Source organism: Novosphingobium kunmingense, assembly GCF_002813245.1.
GTDB lineage: Bacteria > Pseudomonadota > Alphaproteobacteria > Sphingomonadales > Sphingomonadaceae > Novosphingobium > Novosphingobium kunmingense.
Genome location: NZ_PHUF01000003.1, coordinates 274,365 through 291,287, shown reverse-complemented (window position 1 = coordinate 291,287; position 16,923 = coordinate 274,365). Strand labels below are relative to the sequence as shown.

14 protein-coding genes are annotated in these 16,923 nt (G+C 66.5%); 6 read left to right on the top strand and 8 right to left on the bottom strand.

Annotation, left to right across the window (positions count from 1 at the left end; translation table 11 throughout):
* Window positions 1-42: 42 nt before the first annotated feature.
* From B0I00_RS07465 to metK, 3 genes are read left to right on the top strand one after another with little or no spacing between them, the layout of a single operon-like run.
* Window positions 43-825, top strand: a complete 783-nt coding sequence (locus tag B0I00_RS07465; RefSeq protein ID WP_100866763.1) for a DUF4167 domain-containing protein — start codon at window positions 43-45, stop codon at window positions 823-825.
* An 8-nt stretch (window positions 826-833) separates the two neighbouring features.
* Entirely contained in the window at window positions 834-2,417 is a 1,584-nt protein-coding gene (lnt, locus tag B0I00_RS07460) for an apolipoprotein N-acyltransferase (RefSeq protein ID WP_198519168.1), read from the top strand.
* 42 nt (window positions 2,418-2,459) lie between these two features.
* Window positions 2,460-3,680, top strand: a complete 1,221-nt coding sequence (gene metK, locus B0I00_RS07455) for a methionine adenosyltransferase (protein ID WP_100866762.1) — start codon at window positions 2,460-2,462, stop codon at window positions 3,678-3,680.
* A gap of 3 nt (window positions 3,681-3,683) precedes the next feature.
* On the opposite strand, the gene B0I00_RS07450 is transcribed toward metK, so the two are convergent.
* The 5 genes from B0I00_RS07450 to B0I00_RS07430 all read right to left on the bottom strand — a co-directional run bounded on the left by B0I00_RS07450 (window position 3,684) and on the right by B0I00_RS07430 (window position 7,633).
* Complete coding sequence (locus tag B0I00_RS07450) at window positions 3,684-4,364, bottom strand: glutathione S-transferase family protein (protein WP_100866761.1); 681 nt, start codon at window positions 4,362-4,364, stop codon at window positions 3,684-3,686.
* Between the two features lie 32 nt (window positions 4,365-4,396).
* Window positions 4,397-5,059 (bottom strand): hypothetical protein, encoded by a 663-nt coding sequence (locus B0I00_RS07445; protein WP_100867145.1) that lies wholly within the window; start codon window positions 5,057-5,059, stop codon window positions 4,397-4,399.
* A 5-nt stretch (window positions 5,060-5,064) separates the two neighbouring features.
* Entirely contained in the window at window positions 5,065-6,198 is a 1,134-nt protein-coding gene (locus tag B0I00_RS07440) for an NAD(P)H-dependent flavin oxidoreductase (RefSeq protein ID WP_100866760.1), read from the bottom strand.
* Between the two features lie 71 nt (window positions 6,199-6,269).
* Window positions 6,270-6,929: a CoA transferase subunit B gene (locus tag B0I00_RS07435; RefSeq protein WP_100866759.1), complete on the bottom strand. Its 660-nt coding sequence runs from the start codon at window positions 6,927-6,929 to the stop codon at window positions 6,270-6,272.
* A complete protein-coding gene (locus B0I00_RS07430) occupies window positions 6,929-7,633 on the bottom strand; it encodes a CoA transferase subunit A (protein ID WP_100866758.1) in 705 nt (234 codons plus the stop codon). Before B0I00_RS07430 ends, B0I00_RS07435 begins: the two co-directional genes overlap by 1 nt.
* 94 nt (window positions 7,634-7,727) lie before the next feature.
* Here B0I00_RS07430 and B0I00_RS07425 point away from each other — a divergent pair, with 94 nt between their 5' ends.
* On the top strand, window positions 7,728-8,594 hold the full coding sequence (locus B0I00_RS07425; RefSeq protein ID WP_100866757.1) for a LysR family transcriptional regulator: 867 nt from the start codon (window positions 7,728-7,730) through the stop codon (window positions 8,592-8,594).
* Here B0I00_RS07425 and B0I00_RS07420 read toward each other — a convergent pair whose 3' ends face one another.
* Window positions 8,595-9,251, bottom strand: a complete 657-nt coding sequence (locus tag B0I00_RS07420) for an HAD-IA family hydrolase (protein WP_100866756.1) — start codon at window positions 9,249-9,251, stop codon at window positions 8,595-8,597. It lies immediately after the preceding gene.
* Window positions 9,252-9,394: 143 nt separating this feature from the next.
* On the opposite strand from B0I00_RS07420, the gene B0I00_RS07415 reads away from it, so the two are divergent.
* Complete coding sequence (locus B0I00_RS07415; RefSeq protein ID WP_100867144.1) at window positions 9,395-10,180, top strand: universal stress protein; 786 nt, start codon at window positions 9,395-9,397, stop codon at window positions 10,178-10,180.
* 428 nt (window positions 10,181-10,608) lie between these two features.
* Window positions 10,609-12,921: a CDC48 family AAA ATPase gene (locus B0I00_RS07410; RefSeq protein WP_100866755.1), complete on the top strand. Its 2,313-nt coding sequence runs from the start codon at window positions 10,609-10,611 to the stop codon at window positions 12,919-12,921.
* Window positions 12,922-12,945: 24 nt separating this feature from the next.
* On the opposite strand, the gene B0I00_RS07405 is transcribed toward B0I00_RS07410, so the two are convergent.
* Both B0I00_RS07405 and polA read right to left on the bottom strand, forming a co-directional pair.
* Complete coding sequence (locus B0I00_RS07405) at window positions 12,946-14,013, bottom strand: mechanosensitive ion channel family protein (protein WP_100866754.1); 1,068 nt, start codon at window positions 14,011-14,013, stop codon at window positions 12,946-12,948.
* Window positions 14,010-16,853 (bottom strand): DNA polymerase I, encoded by a 2,844-nt coding sequence (gene polA / locus B0I00_RS07400; protein WP_100866753.1) that lies wholly within the window; start codon window positions 16,851-16,853, stop codon window positions 14,010-14,012. Before polA ends, B0I00_RS07405 begins: the two co-directional genes overlap by 4 nt.
* Between the last annotated feature and the right edge of the window lie 70 nt (window positions 16,854-16,923).

The following is a 16,923-nucleotide window of genomic DNA, read 5'->3' as shown; positions in this document are numbered from 1 at the left end:
GGCAAGCCAGCGAGGGGTCGCCGGATTAGGGATAGTGTACCCTTGAACAACAACAACCGTGGGAACAACCGCCGGCGCGGCCGGGGTAACCGTCAGAGCGGCGGCGGTGGCGGCCAGCAACTGAACCGGATCGACAGCCGTGCAAGGGGCAACGCCCCGCAGTTGCTCGAAAAGTACCGCAAGCTGGCGCAGGACGCCCACCTCAACGGCGACCGGGTGCAGGCCGAATACTACCTGCAGTTCGCCGACCATTATTTCCGCGTCATCGCCGACGCGCGCCTGCGCCAGGAAGAACAGCGCAGCCGAGCCCAGGGCGAACGCTGGCAGGATTCGGGCGAAGAAGGCGAAGACAGCCACGAATTTGCCGGCGACGGCGATTTCCCGAGCTTCGACCAGCCGAGCTACAACCGCCAGCCACGCGAGGATCGCCCCCGCCGGGACGACCGCGATGACGACAACCGCGGCAATCGCCAGGAACCCGCCGAGGCCGAGGCCGAGGGCGAGGCCGCAGGCGACGAAGCGGCCGCCAACCCGTACGAACCGCCGCAGAACCCTTTCGTGCGCGAGAATCGCGGCACCCGCGGTCTGCGCCCCCGGCGCGAGGATCGCCGCCCCCGCCGTGACGACGCTGGCGAAGGCGATTCCGGCGAACAGTCCGGGCTTGACCCCACGTTGCTGCCGCCGGCCATCGCCACCGTTCGCGACGACGCTCCGCAGGACGCCGATCTGGGCGAAGAGGCTGCCCCGGCCAAGCCACGCCGTGGCCGCCCCCGCAAGAAGCCGTCGGCCGACGACGCCGGTGAAACGCTAGAATCGGTCAACTGACGCCGGGCGTGCCGCGCGCGCTGGATCTCTATCGAAACCACCCGCGGCTGGCGGCGCTGCTGTGCGGCGCGCTGACCGCGGCGGGCTTCGCGCCCCTGCACCTCGCGCCGCTGGCGCTGCTCGGCGTGGTCGGACTTCTCGACCTTGTCGCTCGCGCGGCAAACTGGAAGCAGGCGGCCCTTGCCGGCTGGTTGTTCGGCGTCGGCCATTTCTGCATCGGGAATGGCTGGATCGCTACCGCCTTCACCTACCAGGCGGCGATGCCCGCCTGGCTTGGTTGGCTGGCGGTCGTTCTCCTCAGCCTATACCTGGCCGTCTATCCGCTGCTGGCGGCACTCGGTGCCTGGATGATCGGTCGGCGGGGCGGGCCGGCGCTGGTCCTGGCCTTCGCCGGATGCTGGATCATCAGCGAATGGCTGAGGAGCTGGGTCTTCACCGGCTTTGCCTGGAACCCGCTCGGCGCCCTGGCTCTGGGCAGCTTCGCGCGGCCGGGCCTGGCTGCCGTCCTTCCGTTCACCGGCACCTATGCGCTGTCCGGCGTGGTCGCGCTGCTTGGCGGCGTGGTCATGCTTGGCTTGCGCCGTGGCCTGCGCGATTGGCGCGGCATGGCGGGCCTCGTTGCGCCGCTGCTGCTGCTTTCCGCACCATTCACGCCGCTGGCGCCGGCGCCTGGCCCATCGCCGGCCGCGGGCCCCGCCTTCACCTTGGTCCAACCTTGGATCCCGCAGGATGAGCTCAACGATCCGGCCATGTTCCCGCGCAATTTCGCACGGCTGGCAAAGCTGTCGACGCCGCTTGCCCCGGGCGAGCCGCGCTTGCTGCTGTGGCCGGAAAGCGGCGTCCCGGACTACCTGCGCGAAGGCTATCCCGAAATCGCATACCTCGACAACTTCGGCGCCGATCCCATCATTGCACGAACGCGGCTGGGCCGCGTCGCGGGACCCGGCGGCGTCCTGCTGACCGGCGCGACCGACCTAGAGGAGCAGGACGGCCGCATCGTCGGCGCGCGCAACGCCGTGACCGCGATCGATGCGGGCGGCGCAATCGTCGGCAGCTATGCCAAGGCGCACCTTGTGCCCTATGGCGAATACCTGCCGATGCGCAGCCTGCTGACCCCGCTCGGCCTGTCGCGGCTTGTGCCGGGCAGCATCGACTTCTGGCCCGGCCCCGGGCCGCAGACCCTCGACCTCGGCCAGTGGGGCCGCGTGGGGGTCCAGGTGTGCTACGAGATAATCTTTTCCGGGCAGGTCGCCGACCGCGAGAACCGGCCGGCATTCCTGTTCAACCCGTCCAACGATGGCTGGTTCGGCAGTTGGGGCCCGCCTCAGCATCTCGCCCAGGCGCGGATGCGCGCGATCGAGGAGGGCCTGCCGGTCCTGCGTGCGACGACCACCGGGATCAGCGCGGTGATCGAACCGAGCGGCGTGGTCCGCAATTTCGTGCCGCGCAACCAGGGGGGGCGGATCGATGGTGCGATCCCCGCCGCCCTGCCGCCTACGCCCTTTGCGCGGCTGGGCAACATGCTTGCCCTCTTGTGGGCCGCAGCTTTTCTTGTCGCCAGCGTGGTTGCCAGCCGCCGCGCCCGAGGCTAGACCGGGAAGCACACATAAAGTTTTCTTTATATCGGATTAGCAATGCGCAACTCGTTTCTCTTCACCTCCGAAAGCGTGTCCGAAGGCCATCCCGACAAGGTGGCCGATCAGATCAGTGACGCGATCGTCGACCTGTTTCTGGGCATCGATCCCGAGGCGCGGATCGCCTGTGAGACGCTGACCACGACGCAGCTGGTGGTGCTGGCCGGGGAAATCCGCGGCAAGGGCATCTACGAGAACGAGGAATGGGCGCCTGGTATCCCCGAGCGGATTGAAGAGGTCGTGCGCGAGACGGTGAAGCGGATCGGTTACGAGCAGTCGGGCTTTCACTGGAACGAGTTCCGTTTCGAGAACAACCTCCACGGCCAGTCGGCACATATAGCGCAAGGAGTCGATGCCGGCGACGACAAGGACGAGGGCGCGGGCGACCAGGGCATCATGTTCGGTTATGCCAGCGACGAAACCCCCGACCTGATGCCGGCGACGCTCGACTACAGCCACAAGATCCTCGAACGCATGGCAGCCGATCGCAAGAGCGGGAAGGCAGCATTCCTCGAACCCGACGCCAAGAGCCAGGTTACCCTGCGCTATGCCAACGAGCGCCCGGTCGAAGCAACCGCCATCGTCGTCTCGACCCAGCACGCGCCGGGTTATTTCTGGCACAAGGGCGAGGGCGACGAAGCCAAGTACACGCAGCTTCGCGACTACGTGAAGGGCGTGATCGCCGATGTCATGCCCGCCGATCTGCTGACCGAAAACACGGTCTATCACATCAATCCGACCGGCTGCTTCGAGATCGGCGGCCCCGATGGCGATGCCGGCCTGACCGGACGCAAGATCATCGTCGACACCTATGGCGGGGCAAGCCCGCACGGCGGCGGCGCCTTTTCGGGCAAGGACCCGACCAAGGTCGACCGCTCGGCCGCCTATGTCACGCGCTACCTGGCCAAGAACGTCGTCGCGGCGGGGCTTGCCCGGCGCTGCACGATCCAGATCGCCTATGCCATCGGCGTGGCGACGCCTCTGTCGCTCTACGTCGATCTGCACGGCACCGGCAAGGGCGTGAACGAAGGCCAGCTCGAAGAGATCCTGCCGACGCTGGTCAACCTGACGCCGCGCGGCATCCGCACCCATCTTGGCCTCAACAAGCCGATCTATTCGCCCACGGCCGCCTACGGGCACTTCGGCCGCAAGGCGGAAGGCGACCTGTTTCCGTGGGAACGCACCGACCTCGTCGACAAGCTCAAGGCGGCGCTTGGCTGAAGCCTATTGGCGGTAGTCGGCGGTGATGATGCCGGCCGCCGCCAGCTCCTCCTCATGGCTGACCTCGCGCCAGGTCTCGGCGAGGGCCTCGACCTCCCACTGGCGCATGGCCGGGTGATCGAGAACGCGATCGACCCAGGCCTGCCCTTGTCCGACGTCGAGGCCATAGGTGCGGATCCGGAAGGCGACCGGCGCATAAAAGGCGTCGACCGCGGAAAAATCCGCGCCCGCCAGCCACGGTCCACCGAACCGTGACAGTCCGGTTTCAAGCAGTTCGCGCACGCGGGTCACATTGCGCTGCAGCCCCTGGCTCATCGGCTTTGGCGTGACGCGCACGCCGACGTTCATCGTGCAGTCGTTGCGCAGGTGGCCGAAGCCGCCGTGCATCTCGGTCACGGCACCCTGGGCAAAGACGCGGGCATCCTCGCCCGAGGGCCAGATGCCCGGGTGGCGATCGGCGAGGTAAAGCGCGATGCCCAGCGAATCGGCGATCCGCCGTTCGCCATCGATCAGCAACGGGACCTGCCCGGTCGGGCTGAAGCGGCGGAAATCCTCGTAATTGTCGGGCTTGGTGAAAGGCTCGAGCCGATCCTCGAAAGCGATGTCCAGGGCCTTCATCAGCAGCCAGGGGCGCAGCGACCAGCTTGAGTAATTCCGGTTCGCGGTGATGAGGGTATAGGCCATGGCACAGGAGACTAGCGCCGGGCACAGGCGGGTCAATGCGCGGCCAGGGCACCATCCTCGTCGGGCCAACGCGTCATGCGCTTTCGCCCGGCATCGAGAAACAGCGCCGGCAGCTTCCACAGCATCAGCACCTTGTGAATGCACCAGTCGGCGGCGCGTTCGTTCCAGCGCGCCGTTGCGCGGCCCTGCCGTTCAAGCCAGCGCTGATATGGCAGGAAATGGTCGGGCTCATCGCGGTGAACGATCTCGAAGATCCGGCGCATAACCGGATCGGACCGGACGACCCGGCTGCGCAGCAGGATTTGGACCTGCTGCATTCCGCGCTGTTCTGTCAGCATGATGACACGGCAGAGCCGCTCGAACTCGTCCGGCGTGGCGACGATTTCTCCGGTGTCGAGTTCCTCGATTGAGCAGCGGAACACCCACTGAATGAACCGGTCTATGTGGCCCACGCCGCGATCGACGGCCAGCGGCATCATACCGCGCCGTTCGAACCAGCGGCGGAACATCACGTAGTGCGCGTATTCGTCGGCGCGGTGCTTCTCGATCTCGCGCTGGAACGCCAGATCGTCAGGACAGCGCAGCCGCACCGCCTCGATCACCCGGTCGAGCGAGGTGTACCCGCGGTGCTCGTTGTAGATGTAGACCGATGCCAGGACGTCGAGATAGCGGTCACAAAATCCGGCACCGATCATCGCCGTCACTCCAGCATGGCGGTCAGCCCCAGGACCGATTCGGCGAACTCCTGACGGAAATCCTGAACCACGCCCCTGGCGCTGCGCACCTGGTCGACCAGCCCGACGCCCTGGCCGACGAAATAGGATACCAGGTCGCGGGCCTGCTCGTTGCCGTTGATAACAGCGTTTTCAATGCGTTGGAACGCCGGCTCGCTGACCATCCCCATCAATGGCATGGGCAGGGCGCCGGGGCTGCCCTCGCCGTCCCAGGCTTCGTGCCAGGCGGTCTTCAATTGCCGGGCAGGCTTGCCGGTACGGCTTCGGCTGCGCACGGTATCGCGGCTGCGCGCTTGAACCATCTTTTCGCGGAAGGCCTCGCTGGTTTCGGATTCGGTCGTCGCCAGCCAGACCGATCCGGTCCAAGCACCCTGCGCGCCAGCGACCATCATCGCCGCCATCTGCGCCCCGGTCATGATCCCGCCGGCGGCGAGCACCGGGATGTCCTGCCCGGTTTCCTTGAGCGCACGGACGACTTCGGGGATCAGCACCAGGGTCGACACCTCGCCGCAGTGACCGCCCGCCTCGCCCCCTTGCGCAACGATGATGTCGACGCCCGCCGCCGCCTGGCGCAGCGCGTGTTCCTTGGCGCCGACCAGCGCGGCAACCGGAATGCCGCGCCTCTTGCCCTCGGCGATCATGGCGGCCGGGGCGATGCCAAGCGCGTTGGCGATGAGGCGGATCGGGTGGCGGAAAGCGACTTCCATCTGGGCATAGCCGTTCTCGGGCGTGATGCCGCTGGTCCCTTCGCTGCGCACCACGTCCTCGGGTCGCACGGCAACGCCGTATTCGCCGAGCAGGTTGGCGGTGAAGGCGCGGTGCTGCGGCGAAATCGCCTCGGCGCGCTGGCGGTTGTCCGCAAATTCGGCCACGCGGGGGTCGACCACCTCGGGCACCAGCACGTCGACGCCGTATGGCGCGCCATCGATGTGCTCGTCGATCCAGGTCAGCTCTTCCTCTAGCCGTGCGGGAGTGAAGGCCGTCGCCCCCAGCACCCCGAACCCGCCCGCCTTGCTGACCGCGACCACCACGTCACGGCAGTGGCTGAAGGCGAACAGCGGAAACTCGCACCCGGTGAGGCGGCAAACGGCGTTGTCCATGATTCTCTCCCTTGTGGGGAGCGATCATCGCGCCGCCGGCGGCCGCCTGCAAGTCCGATTTAAGCGAACGATTAAGCGAGGTAATGCGCCGTGGTGCGCACCGCAACGTCTTCTGCGGTCACGCCGGGCGCGGTTTCGATCAGATGGAACGGGCTTTGGTGATCGTTGCGCTTGAACACGGCCAGATCGGTGATCACCATGTCGACCACGTTCCGCCCGGTCAGTGGCAGGGTGCAGGCCGGAATGAACTTGGGACTGCCGTCCTTGGCACAGTGTTCCATCACGACAATGATCTTCTTGACCCCGGCGACGAGGTCCATCGCCCCGCCCATGCCCTTGATCATCTTGCCCGGGATCATCCAGTTGGCGATGTCGCCGTTTTCGGCCACTTCCATCGCCCCCAGCACGGTGAGATCGATCTTGCCGCCGCGGATCATGGCGAAGCTCTGCGCGCTGTCGAAATAGGCGGAGTGCGGCAGTTCGCTGATCGTCTGCTTGCCGGCGTTGATCAGGTCCGGATCGACCTGGTCCTCGGTCGGGAACGGCCCGATGCCCAGCATTCCGTTTTCCGATTGCAGCGTGACCGTCATGCCTTCGGGCACGTGGTTGGCGACAAGCGTCGGGATGCCGATGCCAAGGTTGACGTAGTAACCGTCCTGCAGTTCCTGCGCGGCGCGGGCGGCCATCTGGTCGCGGCTCCAACCCTTGGCGATGTTGTCGTGCGTGGTCATCAGGCGGCCTCCCTCACGGTGCGGAATTCGATCTTCTTGTCGTAGGGCGCGCCGACGATCAGGCGCTGGACGTAAACTCCGGGCAGATGGATACAATCGGGATCGAGGCTGCCGGTCGGCACGATTTCCTCGACCTCGACCACGCAAACCCGCCCGCAGGTGGCCGCCGGCTGGTTGAAATTGCGCGCAGTCTTGCGGAACACGACGTTGCCGGTTTCGTCCGCCTTCCACGCCTTGACCAGGGCAAGATCGGCGAAGATGCCCTGCTCGAGGACATACTCCTCGCCGTTGAACACCTTGGTTTCCTTGCCTTCGGCCACCAGCGTGCCGACGCCGGTCTTGGTGTAGAAGCCGGGAATGCCGGCACCGGCGGCGCGCATCCGTTCGGCCAGTGTGCCTTGCGGCGAGAATTCGACCTCCAGCTCGCCCGACAGGTACTGGCGTTCGAACTCCTTGTTCTCGCCCACATAGGACGCGATCATCTTCTTGACCTGACGGGTGCGCAGCAGCTTGCCGATGCCTTCGTTGTCGATCCCGGCGTTGTTGCTGGCGAAAGTCAGGTCCTTGACCCCGCTGTCGCGCACCGCGTCGAGCAGCCGTTCGGGAATACCGCACAAGCCGAAGCCGCCGCAGGCGATCAGCAGGCCGTCCTTGAGCAGGCCGTCGAGAGCCGTTGCCGCATCGGGGTAGATTTTCTGCGCCATTCGCAAGTCTCCACAAAAGCTTCGCCCGCCTCCTAGCGTGTTGCACTGATGCAGACTAATGATTGTTTCTTTGCTGTTTCGATAAGATCTGGTGATGAGAAAGCTGGCGATCTATCATCTGGAAACGCTGCTGTGGATCGCCCGCCTGGGTACGTTCCGCGCGGCGGCGGATCGTCTGGGGACGACCCAGCCGGCCATTTCGGCGCGCGTGCGCGAGATCGAGTCGCAATTGGGCGTGACCCTGTTCCGGCGCGACGGACGCGGCGTGTCGCTGACCGCTCGCGGACGCCAGCTTGTCCAGGATTGCGAGCCGCTGCTGGCCGGGTTCGAGCGCGCGCTGATGCAGGCCGGCGATTTCGCCGGAGCGACCGGCGTGGTGCGGATCGGGGTGGGCGAGATCGTTGCGGCGAGCTGCCTGCCCCAATTCGTCGGTGCGGTCTCGCGTGACCTGCCAGGGGTCACGCTGGAGATCGAACTGGATCTGACTGCGCGCATGCTCCAGCAAGTCCTGGCGGGCGCGCGCGACATGGTGTTCCTCGCCGGTCCCGTCGCCAGTCCGGGCGTCCGCACCGTCCCGATCGGCGCCGTCGGCCTGCGCTGGCTGGCGGCGCCGGAGCTTGCGCAAGGCGATCCTTTTGCGACGCCCCCCGCCTTGTGGTCGATCGGCAGCCATTCGCCTATCCACACGGCCCTGCTGCGCGCGGTCGAGGATGGGCTACCGTGCCGGTCGATCAACATCTGCAACAACATCCGGGCGATGATCGGCATCGTCGCGGCCGGCGCAGGCGTTGCCCTGTTTCCCGAAGCCATGGTGTCGGACGCGGTGGCGCAGGGCCTGCTGGTCGAGGTCCACGCCCCGCCGGTGCAGAAGATACCCTTCGAGGCGGCGATCCGCGCCGGAGAGCAAGACCCCGTCATTCTCGAGCTGTTCCGCCGCGCAGGCGACCTGCAGCTCGGCTGATCAGCCGAGGTCGAGCCCCACCGCCCGCGACAGGTCGGCCAGCGCCTGTTCACCGCTGGTCACCTTGATCGCGTGCATGCCGAGCTGCGCCGCCGGCTTGCAGTTGATCCCCAGGTCGTCGAGGTAGACGCAGGCCCCCGGTTCCAACCCAAGCGCCTCGCACATCATCAGGTATATCCGCGGATCGGGCTTGCGCACGCCGGCCTTGGAACTTTCGATAACGTGCTCGAACCGGGCGAAGACCTGCTCGTAGGCATCTGTCCGGTCGCTCGAACGCGCCATGCCCGCACCATGGCCGGCCGGGACGTTGTTGGTGATGCAGGCCAGGCGATACCCTGCGTCCCTGAGCTGGTCGAGCGCGGTGACCATGGCCGGGCGAATCGATCCCGACAGCACGGCCAGCACCGATGCCCCGTCCAGCGCGTGGCCCAGCGCGGCGGCTTCGGCGGCGAACAGCTCATCGAACTGCGCCGGCTCGATCGCCGCGCGTTCGAACTGCGCCCAGGCGTTGCTGTCGGGATTGGTCGCGTTGACCCTGCGGACGAAATCGCGGGGCAGGCCGCGCTGTTCCTCGAGCCGGTTGAACGCCTCGAACGGCGATGCGGTAATCACCCCGCCGAAGTCGAAAATCACGGCATCGAAACGGCGCTCGGTCATGGGGATGCTGCATCCTCTGTCTGTGTCTTTCCCGTTCCGTGGACGAAGCCGTGCATCGGGGCAAGCGCCCCCGCGCGACTCTTTGATCTCGATCATGGACGCTGCCGGGTGCAGGTCTAAGGTCAGGGCAAAGGAGAATGATCATGCGTTCCATCCTGGTTCAGGCCGGCCGCGATGCCGGAATGTCAGCTCGCCTCGACACCGCCATGGCGATTGCACGCTTCACCGACGGCCACCTGACGCTTCTGATCGACACGCCGATCCACAAATACGTGTCGGTCGATCCCTATGGCGGCAGTTACGTTGCGCGCGAGGCGCTCGATGCGGCGCTTTCCGCCGACGACGAACTGGCCGCTGCCTTCGAAGGACGGCTGCTCAGCGACGACGTGCCGTTCGATGTCGCCCAATACGAGGCCGAACCATTGGCGGCTCTGGCCGATGCGGCTCGCCTGTCGGATCTGGTGGTTATGCCCCGCGACGCCGCACTGTGCGGCAATCTTGCGCTGGAAACACGGGTGCCGGTGCTGATCATGCCCGAATCGGTGCGGCTGGCCCTGCCGCTGCAAGCGGCAGCGATCGCCTGGGATGGCGGCGATCCGGCGGCGGCGGCCCTGCGCGGCGCGGTGCCCCTGCTGCGCGGCTGCCCGTCCGTCAGCGTCATCACCGTGACGAGCGACGGGCCGGACGCTTTCCCGGCGACCGAGGCGCTTCGCTATCTGGCGCGGCACGGCATCAAGGCCGACCTCGTCGAAGTCGCGCGCGGCGCCTCGGTCGAGCAGACCCTGGCTGGCGAAGTCAAGCGGCTGGGCGCGCAACTGTTCGTACTGGGGGCGTTCGGCCACGCCAGGCTGACCGAATTCCTGTTTGGCGGCGTGACCCGGTATTTCCTGCGCGACGCTCCGGCTTTGCCCCTGCTGATCGCCCACTAAACCGCTCTCGAAGAAACTACGCTGCATTGCACAACAGGAAGCGGAGAGTTTGAAACCTTCGGTCGGTGATAACGATCACAGTTGCTCTACACCCGGCCCTGGGCGCCAATCGTGCTGAAAAATCAGTCTAGTTGCGTAAAACGCAACAAGAGGTGATCTTTTCGCACTTGCACAAAATCGACCCCTATCCCAACTAGAGCCTGCCTTTCAGGCATCCTCTCCCAAAAACTTCGATGACCCGGGCGGTTTCGTCCGGGTCTTTTTTTGCTTCGTTGCGGCCGCCCGCCATGCAACGACTTTGCGCGACCGGCGTTTATGCCGGAAACAGGGTTTCGGGGCAGAGGCGGTTTGAAATGGGCCGTTGCCGTTCCTAGCTTGACCCTATCGGGGGAGGCGCACCCTCCCGCAAGGAACAGGATACTTACCGCATGGCCGAGGGTGAAGACGCCGCCGTTCTGGACAAGGCAGTAAAGCTGCAGGTTGCCGCCGCCCGCCAGGAAGAAAGCGGGCAAGGCATTGCCCGCATGCCCAAGAAGGCGCTGGCCGCACTGGGCGTGACCGAAGGCGACGTGGTCCAGATCGTCGGCAAGCGCAGCACGGCGGCTCGCGTCGTGCTCGCCTATGCCGAGGACGAAGGCCTCGACGTTATTCGCCTCGACGGCCTGCAACGCGCCAATGCCGAGGTCGGCTCGGGCGATCATGTCCATGTCGAGAAGGCCGAATCGCGGCCGGCCCAGCGCGTTATCTTCGCCCCTGCCCAGCGCGAGATGCGGCTTCAGGGGCCCGGTCAGGCGCTCAAGCGCAACTTCTTCCTGCGGCCGCTGGTCGCCGGCGATCTCGTCGCGACGACCGGCCAGACCCAGATCCGCGACATGCCGCCGCAGGTCCAGCGCATGTTCAACGCGCCGGCCTTTGCCCTGACCCAGATTCGTCTCACTGTCGTTTCAACCGTGCCCAAGGGCATTGTCCACATCGACGAGAACACCGAAGTCGAACTGCGCGAGGAATTCGAGGAAGCCCGCGGCAGCCGCGGCGACGTCAACTATGACGACGTCGGCGGCATGGGCGACACCATCCGCCAGCTGCGCGAGATGGTCGAATTGCCGCTGCGCTATCCCGAACTGTTCACGCGCCTTGGCGTCGATCCGCCCAAGGGCGTTCTGCTGCATGGCCCGCCGGGAACCGGCAAGACGCGCCTGGCCCGCGCCGTCGCCAACGAAAGCGAAGCCAGCTTCTTCACAATCAACGGCCCCGAGATCATGGGCAGCGCCTATGGCGAGAGCGAGCGGCGCCTGCGCGAGGTTTTCGAGGAAGCGGAAAAGGCCAGTCCCTCGATCGTCTTCATCGACGAGATCGATTCGATCGCGCCCAAGCGCTCGGGTACGCCGGGCGAGGCAGAGAAGCGCCTTGTCGCGCAGCTTCTCACGCTGATGGACGGGTTGCATTCGCGGTCCAACATCGTCGTCATCGCCGCAACCAACCGCCCCGACGCCATCGACGAGGCACTGCGCCGCCCGGGCCGATTCGACCGCGAGATCGTGGTCGGGGTGCCCGACCAGAAGGGCCGGCGAGAGATACTCGGCATCCACACCCGCGGCATGCCGCTGGCCGAAGGGGTCGACCTCGACGAGCTAGCCCGCACGACCCACGGCTTCGTTGGCGCAGACCTTGGTGCACTGGCGCGCGAGGCCGCGATGGACGCGGTGCGCCGCATCATGCCCGAACTCGACCTCGAGGCGCAGACCATCCCGGTCGAGGTGCTGGAGAAGCTCAACGTCACCCGCGACGATTTCCTCAGCGCGCTGAAGCGCGTTCAGCCTTCGGCAATGCGTGAGGTCATGGTCCAGGTCCCCAACGTGGGCTGGGCCGACATCGGCGGCGCGGACGAGGCGCAGGACCTGCTGAAGGAAGGGGTGGAACTTCCGCTCAGGAATCCCGAAGCGTTCCGCCGTCTCGGCATCCGCCCGGCCAAGGGCTTCCTGCTCTATGGTCCTCCCGGCACCGGCAAGACCCTGCTGGCCAAGGCGGTTGCCAAGGAAAGCGAGGCGAACTTCATCGCGATCAAGTCGTCGGACCTGCTCAGCAAGTGGTACGGCGAAAGCGAACAGCAGATCGCCCGACTGTTCCAGCGCGCCCGCCAGGTCGCGCCGTGCGTGATCTTCATCGACGAGATCGACAGCCTCGTCCCGGCACGCGGGTCGAGCGGCAACGAACCGCAGGTGACCGCGCGGGTGGTCAATACCATCCTGGCCGAAATGGACGGCATGGAGGAACTGTCGAGCGTGGTCCTGATCGGTGCGACCAACCGCCCCGGCCTGGTCGATCCGGCACTGCTGCGGCCGGGTCGCCTTGACGAGTTGATCTATGTCGGAACGCCCGATGCCAAGGGGCGCGAACAAATCCTCAAGATCCACACCGGCAAGATGCCGCTGGCCAAGGAAGTCGATCTGACCGAAATCGCCGCCAAGGCCGAACGCTTCACCGGCGCCGATCTGGAGGATGTGGTGCGCCGCGCCGGCATGAACGCCATTCGTCGCAGCCCGTTAGCCAAATCCGTCACCGCCGAGGACTTCGCCGAAGCGCTGAAGGCATCGCGCGCAACCGTCTCGGTCGAGATGGAAGCCGATTACCTCAAGATGAAGGGCGAACTGAAGAAGCGCGCGGCCGAGGTCACCGCCCAGCAGATCGGGTTCCTGGCCCCGGGCATGGTCGAATCGACCCGCGACAAGAAGCACGGCTGACCCGTTCCCCGATCGGGGAGCGGGTCACACCTCGTCGCAGAGCGCGTCGGGCATGTTCTCGCGCAGCCATTCGAGCATGGCTTCGCGCATGGCCGGGCGGAGGCGGCCGAGCGCGGTCGGCCCAGCCGCGCTCATCACCAGCTTCAGTTCGATCGAGCCGACCTGAGCTTCGCTGACCTGCAAGGCACCGGTGCGCTTGTCCCAATCGGCGTTGGCAGCAAGCAGTCCTTCGTAAGCCTCGCGCAAGGGCGCGATGGGAAATCCGGGCTTGACCGGCATCACCACCGATCCGGTGATCCCGCCGCCGGCGCGAGTCCAGTTCTGGAAGCTGGCGTCGAGGAACTTCGCGGTCGGCACGATCAGGCGCCGCTCGTCGTTGGTGCGGATGACCACGTAGCTGAGACGGATGTCTTCGACCCGGCCGCTTTCCCCCTCGACGACCACGAAATCGCCGATCCGGATCGGTTCGGTCAGCGCGATCTGCGTCCCTGCGATCAGCGACTTCAGCGCCGGCTGCGCGGCGGCGCCTATCGCCAGGGTGGCGACGCCAGCCGAAGCCAGCAGCGTGGTGCCGACATTGCGCACCGCCGGAATTCCGAACAGCACCAGCGCCACGGTCACGAAGACGATCAGGAAGGCCGCCGTGCGCGACAGGATCGCAATGCGCGTGCGGCGGCTGCGGGCGGCCAGTTCGTCGGGATCGGCCTCGGTCCTGGCCTCCATCGCGGCGGCGAAACCCCTGACCAGGGCAAGCACGACCCAGCCGAACAGGGCAGGCTGGATGAAGCGCGCCAGCTCGCCCCAGATCCGGGCGATCAGCGCGTCATTTTCGGCGGCCAGGGCCAGGCCGATGGCGATCATCGCCCAGCGGATCGGAGTGGCGATTTCCTTGATGACCAGATCGTCGCCCTGCGATGCCGAAAGCCGCGCGGCGCGGTTCAGCCCTGCAAAAAGCACGAGGTGCAGGGCCATGGCGACCGCCACCGCGATGCCGCCGACAATTGCCGCCTTGGTCAGCTGCGCCGACCAGCCGACGACCGTTTCGGCCGACAGGGAACCGCCGGGTAGTCGGGTGAGAAGCGCAGAACTCAATGCGCGGCACCCCAGCTCTGCCCGAAGCCGATTTCGACCCCCAGCGGCACGGTCATCGCGACGGCGGGGGCGGCGGCGCCTTCCATCACGGCGCGGATGACATCGCTGGCGGCGGCAACGTCGCCCTCTGGCAGTTCGAAGACCAGTTCGTCGTGAACCTGCAGCAGCATCCGCACATGGCCGAGCCCGGCGGCGTCGAGCGCCGGCATCATCCGGGCCATGGCGCGCTTGATGATATCGGCCGCGGTGCCTTGGATCGGCGCGTTGATCGCGGCGCGCTCGCTGCCCTGGCGTTCGGCCTGCTGGCCCGACTTGATCCGCGGGAACCAGGTCTTGCGGCCGAACAGGGTTTCCGAATAGCCTTGCTCGCGCACCTGATCGAGCGTTTCGTGGATGTAGCGCTGGATCCCGGGGAAGCGTTCGAAGTAGCGGTCGATCATGGCCTGGGCCTCGTCCGCCGGAACGCCCAGACGTCCGCCCAGACCCCAGCGGCTGATGCCGTAAAGAATCGCGAAATTGATCGTCTTGGCGCGGCCGCGGGTGTCGCGGTTGACCTCCCCGAACATTTCCTGCGCGGTGCGGGCATGGATGTCCTCGCCCTGCGCAAAGGCGTCCTTCAGCGCGGGGACGTCGGCCATGTGCGCGGCCAGCCGCAGCTCGATCTGGCTGTAGTCGGCGGCGAGCAGCACGTTGCCGGGCGCCGCTACGAAGCAGTCGCGGATCTGGCGGCCGATCTCGGTGCGGATCGGGATGTTCTGCAGGTTGGGATCGGTCGAGGAGAGGCGCCCCGTTTGTGCGCCGACCAGGCTGTAACTGGTGTGGACGCGGCCGGTCGCAGGGTTGATCGCCGCCTGCAGCGCCTCGGTATAGGTCGAGCGAAGCTTCGAGAGCTGGCGGTATTCGAGGACCTTGTTGGCGATCGGCGCGCCTTCGGCGGCCAGCCCTTCGAGCACCGACTGGTCGGTCGAATACTGCCCGGTCTTGCCCTTCTTGCCGCCCTTGTAACCGAGCTTGTCGAACAGGACGTCGCCCAATTGCTTGGGGCTGCCGATGGTGAAGGGCGAGCCGGCGAGCGCATGGATCTCGGCCTCGAGCGCGCCGATCTGGTCGGCGAAGGTGGAGGAGAGCCCGGCGAGTCGCTCGCGATCGACCATGATGCCGTGGCGCTCCATCTGCGCGACGACGGGGATCAGGGGGCGATCGACCCGTTCGTAGACCCGGGTTGCGCCCTCGTCCGCAAGCCGCGGTTTGAGGACGCGGTGCAGACGCCAGGTGACGTCGGCATCCTCGGCCGCATACTGGGTCGCGCGGTCGAGCGGCACCTCGCCGAAGGGGATCGCCTTCTTGCCGGTGCCGCAGATGTCCTTGAAGGTGAGAGTGGTGTGCGCCAGGTGGCGCATCGCCAGTTCGTCCATGCCGTGGCCGCCGCCGATCCCGTCCTCGCTGCGCCCGGCATCCATGTCGAAGCTGATGATCATGGTGTCGTCGATTGGCGCCACATTGACGCCGTGGCGCGCAAGGACATTGATGTCGTACTTGATGTTCTGCCCGATCTTGAGCACGGCGTCGCTTTCGAGGAGCGGCCTCAGCAGCGCCAGCGCGCGCGCCTTGTCGACCTGAACCGGGCGATCGGAAAACATGTCGCTGCCGCCGTGGCCCAGCGGGATGTAGCAGGCATCGTTCGGCCCCAGCGCCAGGCTGACCCCGGCAAGGTCCGCGCGCATCGCGTCGAGAGCGCTGGTTTCGGTGTCGATCGCCACCATCCGCGCGGCAAAGGCGCGGTCGATCCACGCCGCAAGCGCCGCTTCGTCCTGCACGCAGACGTAAGCCGAGCGATCGATTGCGGGCAGCTCGGGCAAGGGCGCGCGGCCGCCGGCCGGGGCGGCCTTGGCGCCTGCCGTCACCGGCTTGGCCGGGTTGAGCTGGGTCGGCCGGTCCGGGCTGCCGCGTCCGTCGCCCAGCCGCTTCAGCAAGCTGGTGAAGCCGTGTTCGGACAGGAAGTGGGTCAAGGGCTCGGGCGGAATCGCGTCGAGCTTCATGTCGTCGAGCGGCATGGGCAGCGGGCAGTCTTCCTTGAGCTGGACCAGCACGCGCGACAGGCGAGCCATGTCGGCAAACTCGATCAGGCTGTCGCGCATCTTCGACGGCTTCATCGACGGAGCCGCCGCCAGCGCGCCTTCGAGCGTGCCATGCTCCTGGATGAGCTTGGTCGCGGTCTTGGGTCCGATCCCGCGGATGCCGGGAACGTTGTCGACCGCATCGCCCATCAGGGCCAGGACGTCGCCGACGAGCTCGGGCGCAACCCCGAACTTTTCCTCCACCTCGGCCACATCGATGCGCTGGTTCTTCATCGTGTCGAGCATGTCGATGCAGCCCGCACCGCCCTTCGAACACTTGCCCACCAGCTGCATCAGGTCCTTGTCGGAACTCACGATCGTCACGTCCCAGCCGCGCTCGGTCGCGGCGCGGGCATAGGAGGCGATGAGATCGTCGGCCTCGAGCCCCTGCTCCTCGATGCAGGGCAGACTGAAGGCGCGGGTCGCGTCGCGGATCAGCGGAAACTGCGGCACCAGGTCTTCGGGCGGCGGCGGCCGATTGGCCTTGTACTGGTCGTAAATCTCATTGCGGAACGACACGCTGGAGGCATCGAGGATGACGGCAAGGTGCGTCGGACCGTCCGCCTTGTTGAGATCGTCGGCGAGCTTCCACAGCATCGTGGTATAGCCATAGACCGCGCCGACCGGAGTTCCGGCGGGATTGGTCAGTGGTGGCAGGCGGTGATAGGCGCGGAAGATGTAGGCCGACCCGTCGACCAGGTAGAGATGCTGCTTGGGCTCCATGATACGCGGCCTAGCAGCTTGGCCCCGCCCCGGTAAACCGTCACAGCCCGATTTTGCTGAGCCATCTGCG

Coding starts and splice junctions, on each gene's coding strand:
- B0I00_RS07420 (WP_100866756.1), bottom strand. CDS start 9,251: ATGACCGAGCGCCGTTTCGATGCCGTGATTTTCGACTTCGGCGGGGTG.
- B0I00_RS07410 (WP_100866755.1), top strand. CDS start 10,609: ATGGCCGAGGGTGAAGACGCCGCCGTTCTGGACAAGGCAGTAAAGCTG.
- metK (WP_100866762.1), top strand. CDS start 2,460: ATGCGCAACTCGTTTCTCTTCACCTCCGAAAGCGTGTCCGAAGGCCAT.
- B0I00_RS07425 (WP_100866757.1), top strand. CDS start 7,728: ATGAGAAAGCTGGCGATCTATCATCTGGAAACGCTGCTGTGGATCGCC.
- B0I00_RS07450 (WP_100866761.1), bottom strand. CDS start 4,364: ATGGCCTATACCCTCATCACCGCGAACCGGAATTACTCAAGCTGGTCG.
- B0I00_RS07415 (WP_100867144.1), top strand. CDS start 9,395: ATGCGTTCCATCCTGGTTCAGGCCGGCCGCGATGCCGGAATGTCAGCT.
- polA (WP_100866753.1), bottom strand. CDS start 16,853: ATGGAGCCCAAGCAGCATCTCTACCTGGTCGACGGGTCGGCCTACATC.
- B0I00_RS07445 (WP_100867145.1), bottom strand. CDS start 5,059: ATGATCGGTGCCGGATTTTGTGACCGCTATCTCGACGTCCTGGCATCG.
- B0I00_RS07435 (WP_100866759.1), bottom strand. CDS start 6,929: ATGACCACGCACGACAACATCGCCAAGGGTTGGAGCCGCGACCAGATG.
- B0I00_RS07430 (WP_100866758.1), bottom strand. CDS start 7,633: ATGGCGCAGAAAATCTACCCCGATGCGGCAACGGCTCTCGACGGCCTG.
- B0I00_RS07440 (WP_100866760.1), bottom strand. CDS start 6,198: ATGGACAACGCCGTTTGCCGCCTCACCGGGTGCGAGTTTCCGCTGTTC.